Origin of the sequence: Actinocatenispora rupis (genome assembly GCF_016861975.1) — a bacterium.
GTDB classification, from domain to species: Bacteria; Actinomycetota; Actinomycetes; order Mycobacteriales; family Micromonosporaceae; genus Actinocatenispora; species Actinocatenispora rupis.
In genome coordinates, this window is record NZ_BOMB01000027.1 from 81,857 (window position 1) to 103,209 (window position 21,353).

The window sequence follows — 21,353 nt, forward strand, 5'->3', positions numbered from 1 at the left end:
CGTCCTGCCCACGGCCCGACCCCCCGGTGAGGGCCTGCCCCGCGGCACCGAGCCGCGGGAGCGCGCAACCTCGTCACGTACCCTGGGACGGTGAAATCCATGCGCGAACGTTCCCTCCTGTCCAGTGCCGCGTCATTGCTGATCTGCGGCCTGCTGGCGGGCGTTGTCGTCGCCGCTGCCGCATTTCCCGCCGTCGCCTTCACCGGGCTGACCGCCAAGGCCGGGTCCGACTCGTTCGAGAACCTGCCGGCCGACCTGAAGATCCCGCCGTCCAACCAGATCTCGTATCTGTACGCGAAGGACGGCAAGACGCTCATCGCGCAGCTGTACGACGAGAACCGCAAGGACATCCCGATCGCGGACGTCGCGCCGATCATGCAGAACGCGATGGTCGCCGCCGAGGACACCCGCTTCTACCAGCACCACGGCGTGGACCTGAAGGGCGTACTGCGCGCGCTCGTCGCCAACGGGCAGAGCGGCCAGGTCTCCCAGGGCTCCTCGACCCTGACCATGCAGTACGTGCGGAACGTGCTCAAGAACAACCCGAACGCGACGCAGCAGGAGCGTAACGAGGCGCTCGCCGACACCCCGGCCCGCAAGCTCAAGGAGATGCGGTACGCGGTGGCCCTGGAGAAGAAGCTCAGCAAGAAGCAGATCCTGGAGCGCTACCTCAACATCTCCTTCTTCGGCCACCACGCGTACGGGATCTACGCGGCCAGCGAGACGTACTTCTCGAAGCCGCCGAGCAAGCTGACGCCGGGCGAGGCCGCGATGATCGCCGGCATGGTGCAGACCCCGTCGAACGACCCGACGGTCAACCCGAAGTACGCCACGTCCCGGCGCAACTACGTGCTCGGCGCCATGGCCAAGCTGCACTACATCAGCCCCGAAGAGGCGAAGAAGGAGCAGGCGAAGCCGATCACGCTGCACGTCAGCGAGGCGCCCGAGGGCTGCTCCAGCGTTCCGGACAACCACAAGGACTGGGGCTTCTTCTGCGACTACGTGCAGCAGTGGTGGTCGCAGCAGAAGGCGTTCGGGACGAACGCGAGTGACCGGGTCAAGAACCTCAAGCAGGGCGGCTACAAGATCGTCACGTCGCTGGACCCGAAGGTCCAGAAGACCGCGATGACCGAGTCCACCAACGTGTACTCGAAGGACAACCCGCTCACGCTGCCGATCGCCGCGGTCGAGCCCGGCTCGGGGCACGTGCTGGCGCTCGCGGTCAACCGCAACTACAGCTACGACAAGAACCCGTCCGGCCAGAACAACTACCCGAACACGGTCAACCCGCTGATCACGGGCTCGGGCGACTCGGTGCACGACATCGGGTACCAGACCGGTTCGACGTACAAGATGTTCACGATGCTGGCGGCGCTGTCCGCCGGTAAGCCGCTGGACACCGGGTTCAACGCGCCGGTGCGCTACACGACGCACTACCCGGTGGGCCAGGGCCCGGCCGGCTGCCCGAACGGCCAGGGCGGTTACTACTACTGCGTCACGAACGACAACAACAGCAGCTACATGGTCGGCTACCGGAACATGTGGACCGGCTTCGCGCACTCCGTCAACACGTACTTCGTGTGGCTGGAGGAGCAGGTCGGGCCGCAGAAGGCGGTGGCGATGGCGAGGAAGCTGGGCATCACGTTCAAGGGCGACCCCAAGCAGGGGTACGACAGCCCGAGCGGCAACGCCAGCGACGCGTACCTGGCGAACAACGCCGACCAGTGGGGCGCGTTCACCCTGGGTGTCGCCGGCACGTTCCCGCTGGAGCTGGCGAACGCGTACGCGACGCTCGGCGCGGACGGCAAGTACTGCAAGCCGCTGCCCGTACTGAAGATCGTCGACAACCAGGGCCGCAGCGTGCCGGCCGCGAAGCCGGACTGCCACCAGGCCATCGACCCGGACATCGCCCGGGCCGCCACCGACGGCGCCCGCTGCACCGTCAACGACACCCCGTACTACGGCAGCTGCAACGCGGTCGGCGGCAGCAACGGTACGGCGTCCGGCCTGGCCGGGATGCTCGGCGACCACCAGCTCGCCGGCAAGACCGGTAGCTCGGAGAACAACGCGACCGAGACGTTCGCCGGCTTCACCACACAGGTCGCGGCCGCAGGGGTCGCGGTCGACCCGGCCAACCCGCACAACTACGTCGGCGGCGGCGTCTCCGCCTCGGTCGACCTCGCCGTCGGACGGACCATGAAGGCGGCGCTCGCGGGCAAGAAGCCGATCGACTTCAAGAAGGAAAGCGAGAAGATCGCCTACGGCGACAAGGGATACCTGCGGCAGCCGCCGGCGCAGAAGAAGCCCGACAAGAAGAAGGACGGCGGGCACCACGGCGGCGGCAACAACGGTGGCGGGACCAACGGCGGCGGCGGTGACAACGGCGGCGGCATCCCGTGGCTGCCGGGCGGCGGCACCGGCACCGGCCCCCGCCGCAACTGACCCGGTACGTACGACGAAGGCCCGGTGATCCGCCGGGCCTTCGTCGTGTCCGGGTGCCGGTCAGCCGGCGAGCTGGCGCTTGACCTCGGCCGCGACCCGCTTGCCGTCGGCCCGGCCGGCCACCTTCGGCTGGACCTGCTTCATCACCTGGCCCATCTGCCGCGGCTCGGTGAACCCGCCCTCGGCCAGCACGCCGCGGACCAGCTCGGCCAGTTCGTCGTCGGACAGCTCCGCCGGCAGGTACCGCGCGAGTACGCCGGCCTCGGCCCGCTCCTTCGCCGCCGACTCGGTACGCCCGGCCGCGTCGAACGCCTCCGCCGCCTCCCGCCGCTTCTTCGCCTCCTTGATCAGCACGGCCACGACCTCGTCGTCGGACAGCTCGCGAGGCGCGTCACCGGAGACCTCCGCGTTACGTACCGCGGTCATGGTCATCCGGAGGGTGTCGCGGGTCAGCTCATCGCGAGCCTTCATCGCCTCGGTCATGTCGGCGCGCAGCCGTTCGCTGAGAGAACTCATGCCGACAATGATCGCCCCGTACCGGCGCGGGCGCCTCGGAGATTGCGCGGTGGCGGACGAAACTACGCTGTGCCCATGCGGACCCGTACAGCCCTGACCCTCGGCATGCTCGGCGTCGGCGCGGCCACCCTCGCGTACGCCGGCCTCATCGAGCGCAACCGCTTCACCCTGCGCCGGTACGACGTGCCCGTGCTGGCACCCGACACCGAGCCGCTGCGCGTCCTGCAGATCTCCGACCTGCACATGATGCCGGACCAGCGGCGCAAACAGGACTGGGTGGCCGGGCTGTCCGCGCTCGACCCCGATCTGGTCCTGCTCACCGGCGACAACATGGCACACCCTGGCTCCCTCCCCGGCGTCGTACGGGCGCTCCAGCCGCTGCTGTCCACCGCGCCCGGCGCGTTCGTGTTCGGCTCCAACGACTACCAGGGCCCGGTCCTCAAGAACCCCTTCACCTACTTCAACCCCAACCGCGTTTACCGGCAAGGCGTGCACCTGCCCGTCGAAGACCTTCGGGACGTACTCGCCGCCGCCGGCTGGGTCGACCTCAACAACGCCCGTACCGCGATCAAGGCCGGCGGCCGCACCGTCGAACTCGTCGGCGTCGACGACCCCCACATCGAACGCGACGACTACGCCGCCGTCGCCGGAGCCGTCGACGGCGCCGCCGACGTGCACGTCGCGCTCACCCACTCGCCCGAACCGCACGTCCTCGACCCCATGGCCGACGACGGCTTCGACCTCCTCGTCGCCGGCCACACCCACGGCGGCCAGGTCTGCCTCCCGTACGTCGGGGCCCTCGTCACCAACTGCGGCCTCGACCGCCGCCGCGCCTCCGGCCTCCACCGGTACGGCCCCAGCTGGCTGCACGTCTCCGCCGGACTCGGCACCAGCCCGTACGCCCCCGTCCGGTTCGCCTGCCCGCCCGAAGCGACCCTCCTCACGCTCGTACCGCGGTCCTGACCCCGCCGTCGCGTACCACCCGGCCGGTCCGCTACTATTGCCGAGCACACCTCGGGGTGTGGCGCAGCTTGGCAGCGCGCTTCGTTCGGGACGAAGAGGCCGTGGGTTCAAATCCCGCCACCCCGACGCATGGTTGAGGCAGTTCAGAGGCCCTGTCGGAGCAATCCGACAGGGCCTCTGAGTGTCTGTACAGCAGTGAAGTACAGCAGCGGGATCTAGCCCGCCTTCCGGCCGTCGCCGGCGGCTTCCAGGCTGTCTCCGAGCCGCTTGAGCGCCGAGCGGGTCTTCGTGGACGACACCTGGGAGTAGACCTCCATCGTCACCGCGAAGTCCGCGTGCCGGAGGATCTGCATCACCGCCCGCGGGCGTACGTCAAGATCCACGAGCAGCGCCGCATGTCCTGTCGCCACCCAGCCCTGGTGCCCTACAGCCCTTGGGTTGGCGCCAAACGGAGCCGAGCGCCGCGGCCCCGCCGGAATGTAGCCGGCGGGGCCGTGGGGCGCGGGTCAGGCGCCGAGCGACTTCGGGCCGAGGTAGCTGCCGCCGGTCGCGTCGATGGTGTTGGCGGTGATCCACCCCGCGTCCTCGGAGGCGAGGAACGCCACGACGGAGGCGATGTCCGCCGGCATCCCGACCCGTTCGATGGCCTGGCTGGCGGCCATCATCGCCTGCGCCTCCGGCCGGTCGAACACGAACGCGGTCCGCTCGGTACGCGTCGGCCCAGGGTTGACGGTGTTGACGGTGATGCCGCGCGGACCGACCTCGTTCGCCAGGTTGCGGCTGAGCGTGGTGACCGCCGCCTTGCTCATCGCGTACACCAGCTCGCCGGGGAGCGCGATGCGGGTGACCGCCGAGCCGATGTTGACGATGCGGCCGCCGGCGCCCATGAGCGGCAGCAACCGCCGGATCAGGAAGTACGGCGCGCGGACGTTGACCGCGAACAGCCGGTCGAAGCCCGCCACCGACTCGCCCTCGGGACCGGTGTCGCCCAGCGCCGCGTTGTTCACCAGGATGTCGAGCCGCGCCTCCCCCGTGTACTCGCGCAGTCCGGTCTCCAGCGCCGTGGCCAGCGTCTCGACGTCACCGTCGACGCCGAGCGCGGCGCGGATCGCGAACGCCCGGCCGCCGGCCGCCTCGATCGCGGCGACGGTCTCCTTCGCGGCTGAGTCGTCGCTGCCGTAGTGCACCGCGACGAGTGCGCCTTCGGCGGCGAGCCGCTCGGCGATGCCGCGGCCGATGCCGCGCGAGCCGCCGGTGACCAGTGCGGTGCGGTTGGTCAGTCGTGCCATGATGCCCGTCCTCTCGGAAACTGTTTATGTCCTAAGCAGTTCTGTTTATGTTATACACAGTTCCAGGCCGGACTGTCAACCGAACCGAGGACACCGCGATGACCAGCGAGAACGGCGGGCTCGCCAGCCGCATGGACCTGCTCTGGGGGCGCCGCGCCCAACCCCGCCGCGGCCCCAAGCCCACCCTCAGTCCGGAACGCGTCGCGCGCGCGGCCGTCGGCGTCGCCGACACCGAGGGGCTCACCGCGGTCTCCATGCAGCGCGTCGCGGCCGAGTTCGACGTGACCGCGATGGCGCTCTACCGGCACGTACCGGGGCGGGCGGATCTGCTGGACCTGATGACGGACCTGGCGCTCGGCGAGGCACCCGCGCTCGACACGTCCGGCGGCTGGCGGCCCGCGCTCACCGACTGGACCCACCACGTGTACGAGGTGTTCCGGCGGCACCCGTGGATCGTCGAGACCACCACCCGGGTACGGCCGACCGGACCGTACGAGCTGACGTGGATGGAGCGGCCGGTCGCCGCGCTGGCCGGCACCGGCCTCACCGGACCCGAGCAGGTCGACGCGGCCGTACTGCTGCTCAGCCACGTACGCAGCCAGATCCAGTACGCGCCGGTCGACGCGGCGTCCCGTACGCCGGAGGTGGCCGACGGGCTCGCCGCCGTCCTGCGCGAGCATGCCGACGAGTACCCCGGGCTGGTTCGTGCGGCGGGGGACGGCGCGTTCGGGCCGGACGACGACGGCGGCTTCGAGTTCGGCCTGCGCTGCGTACTGGACGGGATCGCGGCGATCGTCGCCGGTCGTACCGGGGGTGGCGGGGACGGGTGATGCTGGGGCGGACTGGTTCGCTTCCGGGAGGTTCGATGTCGGTGGGTGTGCGGTTCCGGGCCGACGAGGCGCGGCGCGGAAGTGCCTGGGCTGCCGCCCTGCTCACGCTGGCCGGGTTCACCCAGGTCGCGGCCGGCATCCTGGAGGGGATGCTGTCCGACAGCGTCGCCCTGACCGGCATGTACCTGGTGGCCGCGGTGCTGTTCTTCGGCAGTGCCTGGCAGTCGTGGCACGTGGTGCACCACGGCTACACGGAGCCGACCCCGGCGGGGCTGGTGGTCCGGCGGGGTGGCGCGGCCCGGCTCGTACCGTGGCGGGAGATCACCGAACTGCGGCCGCAGCAACGCGGCCGGTACCTGCGGGTGCGGTTGCGGCGGACCAGCGGGCGGGACATGTGGCTGGTGGCGCCGCTGACCCGGGCGAGCCGGCCGAGTCCCCGGTTCGGCGACGAGCTGCGGACGTTGCATGCCTGGTGGCGCGCGCCGCGGCCGTGACCGCCGCATCGACCGCGATCATGCCGCGCGGAACCGGTGGCAGCACACAGGATCCATCCAATGAGTGATCTTGTGGGTACTGGTCGTGACCTTCGCCGAGCGGCTGCGTTGACCCCTGTAGCACCCAGCAAGTTGCGGCGGGGGAATGGCGCGAATCTCGTGGCTCTCCCCGCATGACCGAGCAGGGAGGAACGATGTTGGACCGGATCCGCCGTCGACTGCTTGTCTGGCCGTACCGCGGCGCGGACGCCGCGCCGGTGGCCGACCCGTACGAGTCCGCGCAGCGCCTCGCCCAGCAGCACCGCGCCATCCGTCGTACCCTCGCCGACCTGCGCGCCGAGAGCGTGACGGGCACGCACTGACGACCCCTCGACCAGACGAGAATGCCGCGGCGCCCCTCCGGGTGCCGCGGCATTCGTGGTTCCGCTTGCGGTTCCGCGGGGCCGCGCCGTACCCGCGGCCCCGGATCAACGACGGACGAGCAGGCCGGCGGCGCTGACGAGTACGCAGCGCTCCACCCGGTGCCGACGGTTGCGGTCCAGCTCCCACCCCGTCAGGTACAGCCAGCCCGCGGCGGCCGTGGACCGGCCCCGGCTGGCGTCCACACTGGACGGTTCGACCTTGGTGACCTGCAACAGGATCGAGTCGTGGGCGAACTGCGGGGACGCCCGACCGGTCAGGTGGACGATCTCGCCGACGTCGGGCACCTGTCCGGCCGGTAGTGGCTCGTAGCGGGGAAGTGGATGGGACAACAGAGTGTGCGCGGCAGTACTCACCTGCGTCATCTTGCCGTGCCGCGGGCACCGGCGGGGACCAGCCGCCCCCCGAACGAGTGTGTCCACCACCACTACGCTCCGACAACGGGACGGCGCTCGATCGAGGGGATCAACCCGGCGACCGGCCACCGTTCTGATGACGGTACGTAGACTTGAGGAAGACGGGGAGTACGACCGGAAGGCTTGGCCGCGGGACGTGAGCATCGATCAGGGGCGGCTCACCGACGCGCTGACCACCACGGTGGCCACCGCGCCGTCGGTACCGGACGCCTGCCAGGCGACCGTCACCGCGCTCGCCGACCAGCTGTCCGGCACCGTCGCCGTACTGCTCGATCTCGGTGGGCGGCTGCGCTGCTTCGCCGCGGCCGGCGCCTGGCAGGTCTTCGACGGCGTACCGGCGGACGCGGGTGTCGTCGGCCGGGTGTTCCGCACCGGTACCACCGCGGCGGTCGCCGACGTGCGGTCGGACCCGGACTACATCCCGCTCGGGCCGGGCGTCGTCAACGAGGTGTGCGCGCCCGTCCCCGGCGCCAACGGTACGCCGGTCGGCGTGGTCAACATCGAGTCGACGAACGGCCCGCCGCTTGCCGAGGTACGCGCCGCGCTGGAGCAGTCGGCGCAGGTGCTCGGCGCCCGCGTCGCCGCGCTGGGCGGCGTACCGCGGGAGAACGGTGGGCAGCGGCTGCTGCGACACGCGCTGGCGTTGAGTTCGGCGACCGACGAGCCCGAGGTACTCGACCGCTGCCTGGAGGCGGCGCGCGACATCAGCGGGCTGTCGTCGGCGGCGATCGCGATGGGCAGCGGGCCGGACATCCACGTCAGCGCCGCGCGCGGCCCGCTCGCCGGCCTGCTCGTGATGGCCGACCGGAACGCGTTGGCCCTGCTCGCCGCGCGTACCCGGCGGCACGGCTCCACGTACAGCCTGGGGGATCCGGCGGCGCTGGACGCCCGCGGCTTCGAACGGCTGACCGCGGCCGGCATCCGCACCATGATCGCGGTACCGGTGGGCGGCCGGCACGACGACGGCGGCGTCCTGCTCGTCGTCGACCACAAGGTCGTACGGCCCGGCACCGGCACGGTGTCGCTGCTGGAACTGCTCGCCGCGCAGTCGCTGGTGTGCCTGGAGCGGGTACGGCTGGTGGTGCAGCTGCGGCTGCGGGCGAGTTCCGATCCGTTGACCGGGCTCGGCCACCACGGCCGGTTCACCGAGCGGCTGACCCGCGCCCGGCCCGCGCACACCGCCGTACTGGCGATCGACGTCGACCAGTTCAAGGCCGTCAACGACACGTACGGGCACCAGGAGGGCGACCGGCTCCTGGTGGAACTCGTCCGCGCGCTGCAGTCGACGCTGCGCGCCGAGGACGACCTGTACCGGATCGGTGGTGACGAGTTCGCCGCCGTGGTGGAGGTCGGGCACGACAGCGAGGCGCTGGCCGTGGCCGAACGGCTGGTCGGCGCCGCCCGCCGGGTCGGCCGGACGATCAGCGTCGGCGTGGCGCTGCGGGAGGCCGGCGAGACCGCCGAGAACACGCTGCGCCGGGCCGACGACGCGCTCTACGCGGTGAAGCGCTCCGGCCGGGACGGTGCCCGCCTCGCCGAACCCGGTACTGTCGCGCAGCCGCTGATGGTGCTGCCCCCGACCATCACCGGTACCGGCTGATCAGGCAGGTCAGACGGCGAACGTGTCGGCCGGGGTGGTGGTCGGCTCGGCCGGTCGGGCCGGCCAGAGGCGGGTGGCCTGCGCGGTCAGCCGCGCCAGGTACGCCGGGTTGAGGATCAGGTAGCGCCGCCAGAGCCGTTTCGGTTCGAGACCGAGGCGCCACAACCACTCCAGCCCGCGCTGCTGCATCCACGGCGGCGGTTTGCGCAGGTCACCGGCGTGGTAGTCGAACGCGGCGCCGACCGCCATCATCGGCAGCGACACCAGCGGACGCATCGCGTGCACGAAGATCTCCTGGCGCGGGCAGCCGAGCCCGACCAGGACGACGCGGGCGCCGGAGTCGGTGATGCGCCGGGCGATCGCCTCGGGCTCACCCGGCTCGTTCGGCCGGAACTTGGACGGCTCGGAGCCCGCGATCGTCAGCTTCGGGAACCGTGCGGTCAGCGCGGCGGTGAGCCGGTCGAGTACCGGCTGGGTCGACCCGTACAGGTAGATGGGGAGGTCCTCGTCGGCGCAGCGCTCGACGACCTTCATCGTCAGCGTCGGCCCGTACGTCCGGTCGGGGAGCTGCGCCTTGTGCAGCAGGTTGAGCGCCCAGCGGACCGGCTGCCCGTCCGGCGTCACCACGTCGAACGAGTTGAGCCGGGCCTCGTGCGCGCGGTCCTGCACACCCGTCATGACCCCGTGTACGGCGAGCGCGGTCAATGCCAGCGGCCGGCGGTCCCGCGCGGCCTCGATCACCTTGTCGGTGGCCGCCGCGTAGTCCACGGCGTCCACGTAGACGCCGAGGACGTTGCTCTTTCCCTTGTCTATCAACGCATCCACCAGTCGCTCGGGATCCGCGGGGGCTCAGGGCTTCCAGCGGTCGACGTTGGCGTCGTGGATCTCCTGGAGGATCGCCGGCACGTCGTACGTCAGCTTCCAGTCGGGGTAGTGCTCCTCGAACCGCGCGTTCGACCCGATCCACCACTGGTGGTCGCCGACCCGGTTCTGCTCCGCGTACGCCGTCTTCATGGGAATGCCGGAGATCTTCTCGGCGATCGCGAACGCCTCCAGGTGCGAGGCGTTGGAGTGCCGGCCGCCGCCGATGTTGTAGATCTCGGCGACCCGCGGCGCGCGGAAGAACGCCTCGAACGCGCTCACCACGTCGTTGCAGTGGATCGCGTCGCGGACCATCTTCCCCTTGTACCCGTAGATCGTGTAGACGCGGCCCTCCATGTTGCACCGCATCAGGTACGCCAGGTAGCCGTGCAGCTCCGCGGCCGAGTGCGCCGGCCCGGTGAGCGTGCCGCCGCGGAACACGGCGGTCTTCATGTCGAAGTAGCGCCCGTACTCCTGGGTCATCACGTCGGCGGCCACCTTGGAGGCGCCGAAGATCGAGTGCAGGCACGCGTCGATCGACATGTCCTCACGGATGCCGTCCACGTACGTGTGCGACGGGTCGATCTCGTACCGCGTCTCCTGCTCGACCAGCGGCAGCCGGTTCGGCGTGTCCCCGTACACCTTGTTGGTGGAGGTGAACAGGAACGGCGCGTCGATCGCGTGCTGCCGGGTGTTCTCCAGCATGTTGAGGGTGCCGACGGCGTTCACGTCGAAGTCGGTGAACGGCTCCTTCACCGCCCAGTCGTGGCTGGGCTGCGCGGCGGTGTGGATCACCACGGCGATGTCCCTGCCGTACCGCGCGAAGACCTTGGCCAGGGCGTCGCGGTCCCGGATGTCGATGTCGTGGTGCTCGTACCCGGCACCCAGCTCGCTCCGGAGCTGCTGGACGTTCCACGCCGTGGAGCCGTCCTTGCCGAAGAAGTAACCACGCATGTCGTTGTCGATGCCCACGACAGTCAGGCCCAGCCTGGCGAAGTGCCGCGCGGCCTCGGAACCGATCAGGCCACCCGAACCGGTGACGAGTGCGACGCTCATCGGCGCTCCTCCTCCGTCGGAGCGCCGATGAGGCACGACGCGCAACGCCGATGATCCGCTCGCTCACGCTCGCTCATCGAGCTCCCTCGTTCGCTTGAGTGGTCCTCACGTCCGCTGAAGAACACACACAGTCGATTGACCCGGCCATGGTAGCCACGGGCCGTGTCGCGGCTACCGCCGACTGGGCGACGCGGACGGCGAGGAGGACCGCGACGGACTCGGCGACGGCGACGGGCTCGGCGACGTCGTCGGTACGGCCTGGCCACCGGTCACCGGGCCGGCCAGCTTGACCGTCGCCGGGGCGCGTCCGGGCGTACCGGACAGGGCGAGGCGGCCGATCCCGAGCCGGGCGCCGGTCACCGTACCGGTGGAGTCCAGGCAGTAGATGCCGGACGGTACGGGCGAGGACAGCGAGGCGGCGGTCGGCTCGATGGAGAAGCACGTGCCGGTCGTCACCCCGGACGGTCGCGGCGCGGTGTCCACCGACAGCGGCGCGTTGCGGTCGCCGAGCCGCCCGATCCAGTCCGTGAACACCTTCTCCACCTGCGGGTCGAACCGCGCCGGTACGTGCCCGCCCGGCCCGGCCACCCGGACGCACGACGGGCCGGCGCCCAGGCCGCACTGGTACACCCCGGCCTTCGTGCCGGCGACCGACACGTCCTTGCCACCCCCGAGCCCACCCCCCGGTACGTCCAGACGCCAGCTCGCGTCGTCCGCCAGCGTCACGGTGACCTGGCGACGCGACGAACCGGCCGGCGTCCAGTCGTACGGCGCGGTGTAGTGGCGGTCGGCGGCCGCGGCGACCAGCCCGGCGAGCTGGTCGGCCGGGCTGCCCCCGTCCGTGGCGACGGGACTCGGCGACGGGGCCGGCTGCTGCGCGGCGGCGTTCCCGCAGCCGGCGAGGACACCGCCGGCGACGGCGAGCAGGACGGTGGACACGGCCACCCGTGGGATCGGACGCACCCGTCCATTCTGGGTTTCCCGATACCACGGATCGCGCTCCGCCACGCGGGAGTACGGGTGTGAGCCTGTCGTCGCATGCTGGGACGTGGGGTGGCCGGTACCGGCCCGGCCGGTACCCTGGCCACCGCCAGGCCGGGAAGGGGCTGTTGTCGTGACACTCGTCGTCCAGAAGTACGGCGGCTCGTCGGTCGCCGACGCCGAGCGCATCAAGCGGGTAGCCGAACGCATCGTCTCCGCCCGCAAAGCCGGGGACGACGTGGTCGTGGTGGTCTCCGCGATGGGCGACACGACGGACGAGCTGCTCGACCTGGCGCACCAGGTGAGCCCGCTGCCACCCGGGCGCGAGCTGGACATGCTGCTGACGTCCGGCGAGCGGATCTCGATGGCGCTGCTCGCCATGGCCATCCACAACCTGGGGTACGAGGCGCGGTCGTTCACCGGTTCGCAGGCCGGCGTGCTGACCACCTCGTCGCACGGCAAGGCCCGCATCATCGACGTGACGCCCGGCCGGATCCAGGGCGCGGTGGACGAGGGCGCGGTCGCGATCGTCGCCGGATTCCAGGGCATCTCCCAGGACACCAAGGACATCACGACGCTGGGCCGCGGCGGTTCGGACACCACCGCCGTCGCGCTCGCCGCGGCGCTGCACGCCGACACGTGCGAGATCTACACCGACGTCGACGGGGTGTACTCCGCCGACCCGCGCATCGTCCCCGACGCGAAGCGCGTCGACCGGATCACGTACGAGGAGATGTTGGAGCTGGCCGCGTGTGGCGCCAAGGTGCTGCACCTGCGTAGCGTCGAGTACGCCCGGCGTTTCAACATGCCGATCCATGTCCGCTCGTCGTACTCGACCAAGCCCGGCACGATCGTTTCCGGCTCGATGGAGGATCTTCCCGTGGAGCAAGCACTCATCACCGGCGTCGCGCACGACCGTAGCGAGGCCAAGATCACGGTGCTGTCGGTCCCGGACGAGCCGGGCCGCGCGGCGAAGATCTTCCAGGTCGTGACCGACGCCGAGATCAACATCGACATGATCGTGCAGAACGTGTCGACCCAGGCCACCGGCCGTACGGACATCTCGTTCACGCTGCCGAAGGACGACGGCGCGGCGGCGATGACGGCGCTGCAGAAGATGCAGCAGACCATCGGGTTCGAGGGCCTGCTGTTCGACGACCACATCGGCAAGGTGTCGCTGATCGGCGCCGGCATGCGGTCCAACCCGGGTGTCGCGGCGGACTTCTTCGAGGCGCTGGCCGAGGCCGGGGTCAACATCGAGATGATCTCCACCTCGGAGATCCGGGTCTCCGTGGTGTGCCGGGACACCGATCTCGACGACGCGGTGCGTGCCCTGCACAGCGCGTTCGACCTCGGCGGTGACGAGGAAGCCGTGGTCTACGCCGGCACCGGCCGGTGAGGTCCGTGGGCGCTCTCCCCACCCTCGCGGTCGTCGGCGCCACCGGCGCGGTCGGTTCGGTGCTGTGCGAGCTGTTGTCGTCCCGGAAGAACGTCTGGGGCGAGGTCCGCCTGATCGCCTCGGCGCGGTCCGCCGGCCGGCGGGTCCTGGTCCGCGGCGAGGAGCTGGTCGTCCGCGAGCTGTCCGCCGAGGCGTTCGACGGCGTGGACGTGGCCGTGTTCGACGTACCGGACGACGTGTCCGCGACCTGGGTACCGGTGGCGACCGAGCGCGGCGCGGTGGCGGTGGACAACTCCGCCGCGTTCCGGATGGACCCGGACGTGCCGCTCGTCGTACCGGAGGTCAACCCGGAGCGGATCCGGGACCGCCCCAAGGGCATCGTCGCCAACCCGAACTGCACGACCCTCGCGATGATCGTCACCGTCGGCGCGCTGCACCGGGAGTACGGGCTGCGCGAGCTGATCATCTCGTCGTACCAGGCGGCCTCGGGCGCGGGGCAGGCCGGCATCGACGCGCTGCACGACCAGCTGGCGAAGGTGTCCGGCGACCGGACGATCGGCACCCGCGCCGGCGACGTACGACAGGCGGTCGGTGACGAGCTGGGCCCGTTCCCGGCGCCGCTCGCGCTGAACGTGGTGCCGTGGGCCGGTTCGCTGCGCGACCACGGGTGGTCGTCCGAGGAGCTGAAGCTGCGCAACGAGTCGCGCAAGATCCTCGGCCTGCCGGACCTCAAGGTCTCCGCCACCTGCGTACGGGTGCCGGTGGTGACGGGTCACTCGGTCGCCGTGCACGCCGTCTTCGGTGCCGAGGTCGACGCGGACGACGCCGCCGAGATCATCAAGCAGGCGCCCGGCGTCGTCCTCGTGGACGACCCGGCGGAGGGCGAGTTCCCGACGCCGGCCGACGCCGCCGGCACCGACCCGACGTGGGCCGGCCGGTTGCGCCGCGCGCTGGACGACCCGCGCGCGCTGGACGTGTTCGTGGTCGGCGACAACCTGCGCAAGGGCGCCGCGCTCAACACCGTACAGATCGCCGAGCAGGTCGCGGCCGAGCTGTCCACCGCCTGACCGACCGCCGCGCTGGCGGTGCCGTTTCGGTTGCGCCGCAACGGTTTCGTGGTCAGGTGGTCGACGGCGTGCGACGGTAGCGGTCGGCCATCGTGTGGAAGACGGCCTTCGGCTCCCAGCGGGTGTCGTCGAGCATCCGGACCACGCCGTACGAGCCGAGGTCGGCGGCGCCCGGCTTCGTCCACTGCGCGAACGTGAACCAGAAGGCCACGTCCACGCCGAGCCGCTCGTACGTGTCGAGCAGTTCGGTGAGGTAGGTGACCTGCTCGGACTCGTCGCGGACGGCGCCGTCGGGCACCACCCAGGCGTTGCCGCCGAGCGCGCCGGCCCCCCGGTACGCGCAGGTGCCGAACTCGGTGACCGCGACCGGCTTGCCGTGCCGGAAGTGCCCGCGCACCTCGTCGACGAACCCCGCCGCGTTGTACGCCGCGCGGTAGGCGTCGACGCCGACGATGTCGTACGGCTGCCAGTCGACCGGCTCCCACGGACCCGCCGCGTACGTCACGGGGCCGTGGAAGCGTTGCCGCACAACGGAAACCACGTCGGCGAGGAAGACGTTCAGCCGCTCGACGACGGGGCCGAGCGACAGCCACCAGTCCAGGTCCGCGGTGGCCATCGCCCGCAGCCGCTCGCCGTACGTGTCGCCGGGGATGAAGCCGGCACCGAACGCGCTGATCTCGCAGCCGGTGACGAGCACGACCTCGGCGCCGCCGGCGCGCAGCCGCTCCGCCCGCCCGGCGCAGTCCGCGAACAGCTCGCGCATCGCGTCGACGGCCAGGTCCACCGGGAACGGCGAGTACCAGACCTCCAGGCCACGCTCGGCGGCGCAGCGCGCGGCGACGTCGATCCGGTCGGGGTCGCCGCCTGTGATGCGGACGGCGTCGCAGTGCAGCTCGCCGGCGATGACCGCCATGTCGCGCCGCACCCCGCCCGGGTCGTACGCCGGGCGGCTGGCGGTGCCGGGCAGGAAACCCGTGTCGTACGTGATGCCGCGGGCGCGCACGTCAGGCCCCCGCCACGCCGCGCTCGACCAGGTCGAACGCCAGCGTCACGTCGTCGGCCAGCCCGCGCCCCGCGGCGACCGGGTCGGCGCCGTCGACCAGGCGCCGGAAGTACCGCTCCTGGATGGTCAGCACCGCGGCCGTCACCTCGGCCGCCACGATCGCCGCGACCCGCTCCCCGTACTCCTCGGCGAGGGCGGCGGCGAGCCGCTCGCGCTGCCGGTACAGCAAAGAGTTGGCGGCGGCGCTGAGCGCGGGACTGGCGAAGATCACCCCGAGCCGGGTGACGGTGGCCTCCCGGTCCAGCTCGGCGATCGGCCCGGCGGCGAGGTCCCGGTAGTAGCCGCGGAGGGCGGCGAGCGGCGTACTCCCGGCGGGCCGCGCGGTCACCACCGCGGCCAGGTCCTCGGCCCCGACATCGGCCAGGACCAGGGACTCCTTGGTCGGGTAGTAGCTGAACAGGGTGGCGCGGGAGACCTCGGCCGCGTCGGCGATCTCGGTCATCGTGACCGCGGCGAAGTCGCGCTCGGCGAACAGCCGCAGCGCGACCTCGGCGATCCGGCGCCTGGTCTGCTCCTTCTTGCGTTCGCGAAGTCCGGCCATGCCACTCACCATATCTGGACCTGGTCGAAAAACAAACCCAGTCCAATTTTCTGGGGTACGACGCGGCCCCGGTCAGGTTGGCCGGGGGTCGCGTCATCCGGGACTCGGGTCGATCGGGGGCCGGGTCATTCGGGATTCGGGTCGGTCGGGGTCGGGAGCAGCACCGGGCAGCGCGCGCGCCGGGATCCCGGTGCGCCGCAAGGGATTCAGGTCGCCGTCAGGCGACGGCGACCGCGGCGGCGACGCCGAGGTACAGGATCTGTTCGAGGGTGCGGGGGACGAGGCGGGAGGGCAGGCCGACGTGGTGCCGGGCGGCGTACACGTTGGCAGGGAAGACGGCGATCAGCAGCAAGCCCAGCAGGAACGCCGCCAACCGGTACGTCGCCGGCAGCAGCAGCCCGACCGCGCCCGCGACTTCGAGTACTCCGGTGAGGGCGACGAGCAGCGCCGGCCGGGGCAGCCGCGGCGGGACCATGGCGACCAGCGCGGCGCGCGGCGGCCCGACCCGGCCCGAGGCGGCGATCAGGAACAGCAGGAACAGCCCGCCGCGCAGCGCCGTCTGCGACCCGGCGAGCGCGGGGACGACCAGCCCGAGGCCGGCGGTCACGAGCGCGCCGAGCACCAGCGCGGTCAGCGTGACGTTGCCGAGTACGAACCGGACGAGGCGCGGCGGGCGACGTCGAGGTGCCGGTGCCGGGTCGTGCGGTGGCAGTGGGCGAGTCGGCGTCGACGACGAGCGGGTGCGCGGGTCCGTGGCGGCGGTGTGGCGATCGGTGGCGGTCATCGGTGGCTCCTTCGCCGAAGTACCCGGTGGAACTTGTCAGTGCCTAGATTGCCTCGGGGTTCCCATCTTGTCAATGGCTAGATGTGGGTTAGGCTTGGCCGCATGGCGTACCACCACGGACAGTTGCGCGAAGCGGTGCTCGCCGCCGCCGTCGAGGTGATCGAGACGGGCGGGCTCGGCACCCTCAGCCTGCGCGACCTCGCGCGGCGCGCCGGCGTCTCGCACGCCGCCCCCGCGCACCACTTCGGCGACCGCGCCGGCCTGCTCACCGCGCTCGCCGCCGAGGGATACCGGCTGCTCGCCGACGCGCTGACCGCCGCGGGCGACGACTTCCGCGAGGTCGGCGTGGCGTACGTGCGGTTCGGCGTGACGCACCGCGCGCACTTCGAGGTGATGTTCCGCCCCGACCTCGTCCGGGCCGACGACCCCGAGCTCGTCGAGGCCCAGGCCCGCGCCTCCGCCATCCTGTACGGCGGGGCAGCCAGCATCCGCGCCGACGCCCGTACGACCGGGCTCGCCGCCTGGTCGCTCGTGCACGGCTTCACCACGCTGTGGAACGCCGGGATGCTGCCCGACGACCTCGGCGACGTCGACGCCGCCGCCCGCCGGATCGCCGCCACCCTCTTCCCCGACCCGCACCTCAGCCGCTGACGACCCGCCCGGCCCGGTGTCCGTCCACAGTGGACATCACCGCCCACTGGGTACGGGCCGTGTCGAGCAGCGCGGTCAGCGCCGGCGACGGCGCACGCCGGGTCAACCGCACCGCCTGAGTACGCAGGCCGAAATCGTTGCGGGACAACGCATCCGGGCGTACCCACGGGAGGGTGACCAGCTCGCCGCGGGCCAGCTCGGCCTCGACCGCCACCGCCGGCAGCGCCGCCACCCCGAGCCCCGCGACCGCGCAGCGCTTCACCGCCTCCAGGTTCGCGAACTCGGCGAGTACCGGCGGGTCGATGCCGGCGGCGCGCAGCTCCCGGTCGACGACCTGGCGGTGCGCGCAGTCCTCCTCGACCTGGATCACCGGCTCGGTGGCCAGATCGGCGGCCGTCACCCGGTCCGCGGCGGCGAGCCGGTGGTCCGGCGCCGCCACGAACAGCACCGGCTCGGCGCACAGCGTCTCCACCGTCAGGTCCGGCGCCGAGACCGGCTCCTCCAACAGCAGCGCGGCGTCCAGCCGGGCCGCGGACAGGTCCGCCAGCAGCGCCGACCGGCTCGCCGGCCGGAACACCACCCGCAGCCGCGGAAACCGGGCACCCAGCGACCGCAGCACCGCCGGCAACCGGTACGCGCAGAGGGTCTCGGCGGCACCGATCCGCAGCGTGCCCGCCACCTCGTCACCCGCGCTGCGCAGTTCCTCGGACGCCTCCTCGGCGAGCCGCAGGATCCGCTCCGCGTACGGGAGGAGGCGGCGGCCGGCGTCGGTGATCACGATGCGCCGGCCCAACCGCTCGAACAGCGGGGTGCCGACCTCCCGCTCCAGCGCCTTGATCTGCGCGGTGACGTTCGACTGCACGTACCCGAGGTCGGCGGCGGCGCGGGTGAAGCTCCCCGCCGACGCCACCGCCCGGAACGTGCGCAGCAGCCGCAACTCCATCCATCAACCGTAGCGATGGGTGGGATCAGCGACCTTCGTTGGACGTGATCGCCCGGAGCGCCTAGACATGACCAGGTGACCCGCCACCCGATGCCGATGCTCGTCGTCGCCACGTTCGCCGCGTTCGCGAACTATGCCGTACTCCTGCCCGTCGTGTCCGCCTGGGCCGCCCACGGCGGAGCCGGCGCCGACGGAGCCGGCCTCACCACCACGGCGTTCATGGTCACCACCGTGCTCACCCAGGCCGCCGTACCCGCCGTCGGCCGCCGCGTCGGCTACCGCGCCACGTTCGCGCTCGGCACCGTCGTCATGGTCCTGCCCACCCTCGGGTACGCCGTCAGCGCCGCCATCACACCCCTCGTCGTACTCTCCGCGCTGCGCGGCATCGGGTTCGGCCTGCTCAGCGTCTCCGGCAGCGCCCTCGTCGCCGAACTCGCCCCACCCTCCCGCCGCGGCCGCGCCAGCGGACTCTACGGACTCGGCGTCGCCCTCCCCAACGTCCTGCTCGTCCCCGTCGCCGTCGCCACCGTCGACACCCTCGGCTACCCGGCCCTGTTCGTCACCGTCACCGTCGTTCCCCTCGTACTCGCCGCCGCGATCCTCGCCCTCCCCCGCGTACCGGCCGCGACCGCCGACCCCGTCGAGCCCCGCGTACCGGTCGCCCGCGCCGCCGTACCCGCTGTGGAGACGGATCGGCGCCCGGCGACATGGTTCGACCTGGGTACGGCCTCGCACACGGGTCCGGCCTCGGTCACGGGTACGGACCCGGTCACGGGGCCGGGCCCGGTCACGGGGCCGGGCCCGGTCACGGGGCCGGGCTCGCTCACGGGTACGGACTCGGTCACGGGTACGGCCTTCGGGATGGGCAACCGCCTGGAGCCTGACCGTGGTGTGGGGACGGGTGCGGGCCCAGGGGCCGGTCAGGGCTTGGGGACAGGCTTCGGGACGGACAACCGTCTGGGGACAGACCGTGGTGTGGGAACGGGTCGCGGTGTGGGGGTGGACCGCGGTGCCGGTACGGACCTCGGCCTGGGGTCGGAGCGTGGCTCGGGGACGGGTGTAGTCGGTGGGACTGGCCATGAGGTGGGGCGAAGCCATGGCGTGGAAACGGGTTCCGGCGGTGAGCCGGGCCACGACATGGGGCGAAGCCGTGGCGCGGGCACGGGTTTCGGCAGTGGGGCGGGCCACGACACGGGGCGAAGCCGTGGCGTGGGAACGGGCTTCGGCAGTGGGGCGGGCCACGACATGGGGCGGGGCCGTGGCGTGGGGACGGAACTTGGCGCTGTCGTCGGTCGCGAGGTCGTCGTGGGGCCGCCCGCGGGTTGCGACCTGCTCCCTGACACGGCGGTTCCCGGTGTGGCTGTCGACAGCGGCGTGGGCGGTTCCGGCGTGCCGGCGGACGCGACGGTGCCGGATGCGGCGACTCCCGACACCGGTGCCGCCAGAGCCGGCGCGGCGGGCTCCGGCGTGCGGGCGAGCGCCGGCACGGTACGGGCGCGCGGCGGGATCGTCCGGTACGTCGGGCCCGTGGCGGTGATGCTGCCCGTAGCGGTGGCAGCCACCGGGATCATCACGTTCGCTCCGCTCGCGCTGCCCGGATCCGCACCCACCGCGCTGCTCGTCTTCGGCGTCGCGGCGCTCGCCGCACGTTGGGCCGCCGGGCACCTCGCCGACCGGTACCCGTCCATGCGGGCACTGCTGCCCGTCGCCGTCGTCACCGCCGCCCTCGGACTCGGCACCCTCGCACTCGCCGCGCACCAGTCCGGGTCCGCGGTCCTCGCCGTACCCGGATCGTTCCTCCTCGGCGTCGGATTCGGCACCGCCCAGAACCAGACCCTCGTCGTACTCTTCCGGCGCGCCGGCACCGGACGGCACGGTACCGCCAGCGCCGTCTGGAACATGGCGCTCGACGCGGGCACCGGTGTCGGCGGCGTACTCCTCGGCGCGCTCGCCGGACACGCCAGCTACCCGTACGCCTTCGCGATCACCGCCGCGGCACTGGCCCTCTGCGTACCGGTCGCGGTCGGCGCCGCCCGCCGCGACACCGCCGCCACCTGACCGGCTGGCGAGCGCGTCCAGACGGGCGGCGAGCGTTCGCCGGGGTGAACGCAGCGGGTCAGGTCGCGAGCGCGTCCAATCGGGCGGCGAGCGTTTGCCGGGGCAACGCGGCCGGTCAGGTGGCGAGGGTGCTGCGGGCACGCATCAGCGCGAACCCCAGCAGGTTCGTGCCGCGCCACCTCGCCGGGTCCGCAGCGCGCGGATCGGTTGCGGCCAAACCGATCCCCCACACCCGGTCCCGCGGGCTCGCCTCCACGAGCACCCGACCCCGCGTCGCCAGCAAGTACTCCCGGAGATCGTCGTGCTGACCGAACTTCGCCACGTTCGCCGCCGTCACGATGCCCGAACGGTGCTCCCGCCACACCTCCTCCACGAACCCGCGCACCCGGCCGCCGAACGCCTTCGCCTGCGCCGGCGACGTCGCGGCCAGGATCCGCGGCAGCATCTCCACGTCACCGAACAGCCGCGCCTTGCCGGCCATCATGAAATGCTCGGCGCTCGTATACCGCACACCGTCGACCGTGAACGCCGCCGGCCACCACTGACTCAGGCAGCCGCGCCCGACACCGCCGCCCCGCTCCGGCCGATGCCCCCAGAAATAGAGGTACCGCAGGGAACGGCCGGCGCGCGTCGCCCGGCACAGGTCCTCGACGGAGCGGAATTCGATCATGGGGGTGATGGTGGCACGCACCTCCGACAGCGACGAGCGGGTTTCGATGGGGTCCGGGGGTGACGGCGTGGGCTGGGCACAGCAGCATTGATAGCCCGCCGCGGAGTACCGGAATCGGTTGTCCACAGCCACTCTCGCTCTGTCCACAGGCCCACGCACCAACGCCCCGGGCGGACTAGACTTGACGCCGGGGTGCCCCCCTTTGGGAGGGCGGGGTTCGTTCACTGCGTTCGTTCACTGCGTTCGTTCACTGCGTTCGTTCACTGCGTTCGTTCACTGCGTTCGTTCACCGCGTTCGTTCACCGCGCC

At 71.9% G+C, this 21,353-nt stretch carries 22 protein-coding genes and 1 tRNA gene; 11 read left to right on the plus strand and 12 right to left on the minus strand.

Annotated elements, in window-relative coordinates; translation table 11 throughout:
• Positions 1-99 precede the first annotated feature (99 nt).
• Positions 100-2,442 carry a transglycosylase domain-containing protein gene (locus tag Aru02nite_RS23675; RefSeq protein WP_203661331.1) on the plus strand — a complete coding sequence of 781 codons (2,343 nt, stop codon included), beginning with the start codon at positions 100-102 and terminating at the stop codon, positions 2,440-2,442.
• Between the two features lie 60 nt (positions 2,443-2,502).
• Here Aru02nite_RS23675 and Aru02nite_RS23680 read toward each other — a convergent pair whose 3' ends face one another.
• Positions 2,503-2,958 (minus strand): GatB/YqeY domain-containing protein, encoded by a 456-nt coding sequence (locus Aru02nite_RS23680; protein ID WP_203661333.1) that lies wholly within the window; start codon positions 2,956-2,958, stop codon positions 2,503-2,505.
• 75 nt (positions 2,959-3,033) lie between these two features.
• Here Aru02nite_RS23680 and Aru02nite_RS23685 point away from each other — a divergent pair, with 75 nt between their 5' ends.
• Both Aru02nite_RS23685 and Aru02nite_RS23690 read left to right on the plus strand, forming a co-directional pair.
• Positions 3,034-3,921, plus strand: a complete 888-nt coding sequence (locus tag Aru02nite_RS23685) for a metallophosphoesterase (RefSeq protein WP_203661335.1) — start codon at positions 3,034-3,036, stop codon at positions 3,919-3,921.
• A 52-nt stretch (positions 3,922-3,973) separates the two neighbouring features.
• Positions 3,974-4,047 (plus strand) — tRNA-Pro (locus Aru02nite_RS23690).
• An 89-nt stretch (positions 4,048-4,136) separates the two neighbouring features.
• Here Aru02nite_RS23690 and Aru02nite_RS23695 read toward each other — a convergent pair.
• Together Aru02nite_RS23695 and Aru02nite_RS23700 are read right to left on the minus strand one after the other, a co-directional pair.
• The gene (locus Aru02nite_RS23695) at positions 4,137-4,331 is read right to left on the minus strand and encodes a site-specific integrase (protein WP_373324962.1); all 195 of its coding nucleotides are present in this window, start codon (positions 4,329-4,331) and stop codon (positions 4,137-4,139) included.
• Positions 4,332-4,427: 96 nt separating this feature from the next.
• Positions 4,428-5,210, minus strand: a complete 783-nt coding sequence (locus Aru02nite_RS23700; protein WP_203661337.1) for an SDR family oxidoreductase — start codon at positions 5,208-5,210, stop codon at positions 4,428-4,430.
• A gap of 98 nt (positions 5,211-5,308) precedes the next feature.
• On the opposite strand from Aru02nite_RS23700, the gene Aru02nite_RS23705 reads away from it, so the two are divergent.
• From Aru02nite_RS23705 to Aru02nite_RS23715, 3 genes are all read left to right on the plus strand, one after another.
• The gene (locus Aru02nite_RS23705; RefSeq protein ID WP_203661339.1) at positions 5,309-6,040 is read left to right on the plus strand and encodes a TetR/AcrR family transcriptional regulator; all 732 of its coding nucleotides are present in this window, start codon (positions 5,309-5,311) and stop codon (positions 6,038-6,040) included.
• A 35-nt stretch (positions 6,041-6,075) separates the two neighbouring features.
• Positions 6,076-6,534 carry a PH domain-containing protein gene (locus Aru02nite_RS23710; protein ID WP_203661342.1) on the plus strand — a complete coding sequence of 153 codons (459 nt, stop codon included), beginning with the start codon at positions 6,076-6,078 and terminating at the stop codon, positions 6,532-6,534.
• Positions 6,535-6,728: 194 nt separating this feature from the next.
• Positions 6,729-6,896 carry a hypothetical protein gene (locus tag Aru02nite_RS23715; RefSeq protein ID WP_203661344.1) on the plus strand — a complete coding sequence of 56 codons (168 nt, stop codon included), beginning with the start codon at positions 6,729-6,731 and terminating at the stop codon, positions 6,894-6,896.
• A gap of 105 nt (positions 6,897-7,001) precedes the next feature.
• On the opposite strand, the gene Aru02nite_RS23720 is transcribed toward Aru02nite_RS23715, so the two are convergent.
• Entirely contained in the window at positions 7,002-7,310 is a 309-nt protein-coding gene (locus Aru02nite_RS23720) for a hypothetical protein (RefSeq protein WP_203661345.1), read from the minus strand.
• A gap of 196 nt (positions 7,311-7,506) precedes the next feature.
• Here Aru02nite_RS23720 and Aru02nite_RS23725 point away from each other — a divergent pair, with 196 nt between their 5' ends.
• Positions 7,507-8,970 (plus strand): diguanylate cyclase, encoded by a 1,464-nt coding sequence (locus tag Aru02nite_RS23725; protein WP_373324964.1) that lies wholly within the window; start codon positions 7,507-7,509, stop codon positions 8,968-8,970.
• Between the two features lie 9 nt (positions 8,971-8,979).
• Here the strand turns inward: Aru02nite_RS23725 and Aru02nite_RS23730 are convergent, their stop codons facing one another.
• From Aru02nite_RS23730 to Aru02nite_RS23740, 3 genes are all read right to left on the minus strand, one after another.
• The gene (locus tag Aru02nite_RS23730) at positions 8,980-9,798 is read right to left on the minus strand and encodes a WecB/TagA/CpsF family glycosyltransferase (protein WP_239076905.1); all 819 of its coding nucleotides are present in this window, start codon (positions 9,796-9,798) and stop codon (positions 8,980-8,982) included.
• Between the two features lie 21 nt (positions 9,799-9,819).
• Positions 9,820-10,887 carry an NAD-dependent epimerase/dehydratase family protein gene (locus Aru02nite_RS23735; protein WP_203661349.1) on the minus strand — a complete coding sequence of 356 codons (1,068 nt, stop codon included), beginning with the start codon at positions 10,885-10,887 and terminating at the stop codon, positions 9,820-9,822.
• A gap of 171 nt (positions 10,888-11,058) precedes the next feature.
• Positions 11,059-11,850, minus strand: a complete 792-nt coding sequence (locus Aru02nite_RS23740) for a hypothetical protein (RefSeq protein ID WP_203661351.1) — start codon at positions 11,848-11,850, stop codon at positions 11,059-11,061.
• A 151-nt stretch (positions 11,851-12,001) separates the two neighbouring features.
• Here Aru02nite_RS23740 and Aru02nite_RS23745 point away from each other — a divergent pair, with 151 nt between their 5' ends.
• Positions 12,002-13,267: an aspartate kinase gene (locus tag Aru02nite_RS23745; protein WP_203661353.1), complete on the plus strand. Its 1,266-nt coding sequence runs from the start codon at positions 12,002-12,004 to the stop codon at positions 13,265-13,267.
• A 5-nt stretch (positions 13,268-13,272) separates the two neighbouring features.
• A complete protein-coding gene (locus tag Aru02nite_RS23750; RefSeq protein ID WP_203661356.1) occupies positions 13,273-14,334 on the plus strand; it encodes an aspartate-semialdehyde dehydrogenase in 1,062 nt (353 codons plus the stop codon).
• Positions 14,335-14,386: 52 nt separating this feature from the next.
• Here Aru02nite_RS23750 and Aru02nite_RS23755 read toward each other — a convergent pair whose 3' ends face one another.
• The 3 genes from Aru02nite_RS23755 to Aru02nite_RS23765 form a co-directional block, all read right to left on the minus strand.
• The gene (locus Aru02nite_RS23755) at positions 14,387-15,337 is read right to left on the minus strand and encodes a glycoside hydrolase family 113 protein (protein ID WP_203661358.1); all 951 of its coding nucleotides are present in this window, start codon (positions 15,335-15,337) and stop codon (positions 14,387-14,389) included.
• A gap of 1 nt (position 15,338) precedes the next feature.
• The gene (locus Aru02nite_RS23760; RefSeq protein ID WP_203661360.1) at positions 15,339-15,938 is read right to left on the minus strand and encodes a TetR/AcrR family transcriptional regulator; all 600 of its coding nucleotides are present in this window, start codon (positions 15,936-15,938) and stop codon (positions 15,339-15,341) included.
• 217 nt (positions 15,939-16,155) lie between these two features.
• On the minus strand, positions 16,156-16,722 hold the full coding sequence (locus Aru02nite_RS23765; protein ID WP_239076899.1) for a DoxX family protein: 567 nt from the start codon (positions 16,720-16,722) through the stop codon (positions 16,156-16,158).
• Positions 16,723-16,824: 102 nt separating this feature from the next.
• Between Aru02nite_RS23765 and Aru02nite_RS23770 the strand changes: the two genes are divergently transcribed.
• The gene (locus Aru02nite_RS23770) at positions 16,825-17,373 is read left to right on the plus strand and encodes a TetR/AcrR family transcriptional regulator (protein WP_203661362.1); all 549 of its coding nucleotides are present in this window, start codon (positions 16,825-16,827) and stop codon (positions 17,371-17,373) included.
• Here the strand turns inward: Aru02nite_RS23770 and Aru02nite_RS23775 are convergent.
• Positions 17,363-18,316 (minus strand): LysR family transcriptional regulator, encoded by a 954-nt coding sequence (locus Aru02nite_RS23775; RefSeq protein WP_203661364.1) that lies wholly within the window; start codon positions 18,314-18,316, stop codon positions 17,363-17,365. The genes Aru02nite_RS23770 and Aru02nite_RS23775 overlap by 11 nt on opposite strands.
• 75 nt (positions 18,317-18,391) lie before the next feature.
• Between Aru02nite_RS23775 and Aru02nite_RS23780 the strand changes: the two genes are divergently transcribed.
• Positions 18,392-20,374 carry an MFS transporter gene (locus tag Aru02nite_RS23780; RefSeq protein WP_203661366.1) on the plus strand — a complete coding sequence of 661 codons (1,983 nt, stop codon included), beginning with the start codon at positions 18,392-18,394 and terminating at the stop codon, positions 20,372-20,374.
• A 115-nt stretch (positions 20,375-20,489) separates the two neighbouring features.
• On the opposite strand, the gene ybiA is transcribed toward Aru02nite_RS23780, so the two are convergent.
• On the minus strand, positions 20,490-21,044 hold the full coding sequence (ybiA, locus tag Aru02nite_RS23785; RefSeq protein WP_203661388.1) for a riboflavin biosynthesis intermediates N-glycosidase: 555 nt from the start codon (positions 21,042-21,044) through the stop codon (positions 20,490-20,492).
• Positions 21,045-21,353 lie beyond the last annotated feature (309 nt).

What these genes read in the sequence shown, in the direction of transcription:
- Aru02nite_RS23710 (WP_203661342.1), top strand. Translation starts at nt 6,076, where the DNA reads ATGTCGGTGGGTGTGCGGTTCCGGGCCGACGAGGCGCGGCGCGGAAGT.
- Aru02nite_RS23700 (WP_203661337.1), bottom strand. Translation starts at nt 5,210, where the DNA reads ATGGCACGACTGACCAACCGCACCGCACTGGTCACCGGCGGCTCGCGC.
- Aru02nite_RS23735 (WP_203661349.1), bottom strand. Translation starts at nt 10,887, where the DNA reads ATGAGCGTCGCACTCGTCACCGGTTCGGGTGGCCTGATCGGTTCCGAG.
- Aru02nite_RS23765 (WP_239076899.1), bottom strand. Translation starts at nt 16,722, where the DNA reads ATGACCGCCACCGATCGCCACACCGCCGCCACGGACCCGCGCACCCGC.
- Aru02nite_RS23715 (WP_203661344.1), top strand. Translation starts at nt 6,729, where the DNA reads ATGTTGGACCGGATCCGCCGTCGACTGCTTGTCTGGCCGTACCGCGGC.
- Aru02nite_RS23705 (WP_203661339.1), top strand. Translation starts at nt 5,309, where the DNA reads ATGACCAGCGAGAACGGCGGGCTCGCCAGCCGCATGGACCTGCTCTGG.
- Aru02nite_RS23675 (WP_203661331.1), top strand. Translation starts at nt 100, where the DNA reads ATGCGCGAACGTTCCCTCCTGTCCAGTGCCGCGTCATTGCTGATCTGC.
- Aru02nite_RS23775 (WP_203661364.1), bottom strand. Translation starts at nt 18,316, where the DNA reads ATGGAGTTGCGGCTGCTGCGCACGTTCCGGGCGGTGGCGTCGGCGGGG.
- Aru02nite_RS23685 (WP_203661335.1), top strand. Translation starts at nt 3,034, where the DNA reads ATGCGGACCCGTACAGCCCTGACCCTCGGCATGCTCGGCGTCGGCGCG.
- ybiA (WP_203661388.1), bottom strand. Translation starts at nt 21,044, where the DNA reads ATGATCGAATTCCGCTCCGTCGAGGACCTGTGCCGGGCGACGCGCGCC.
- Aru02nite_RS23770 (WP_203661362.1), top strand. Translation starts at nt 16,825, where the DNA reads ATGGCGTACCACCACGGACAGTTGCGCGAAGCGGTGCTCGCCGCCGCC.
- Aru02nite_RS23760 (WP_203661360.1), bottom strand. Translation starts at nt 15,938, where the DNA reads ATGGCCGGACTTCGCGAACGCAAGAAGGAGCAGACCAGGCGCCGGATC.
- Aru02nite_RS23680 (WP_203661333.1), bottom strand. Translation starts at nt 2,958, where the DNA reads ATGAGTTCTCTCAGCGAACGGCTGCGCGCCGACATGACCGAGGCGATG.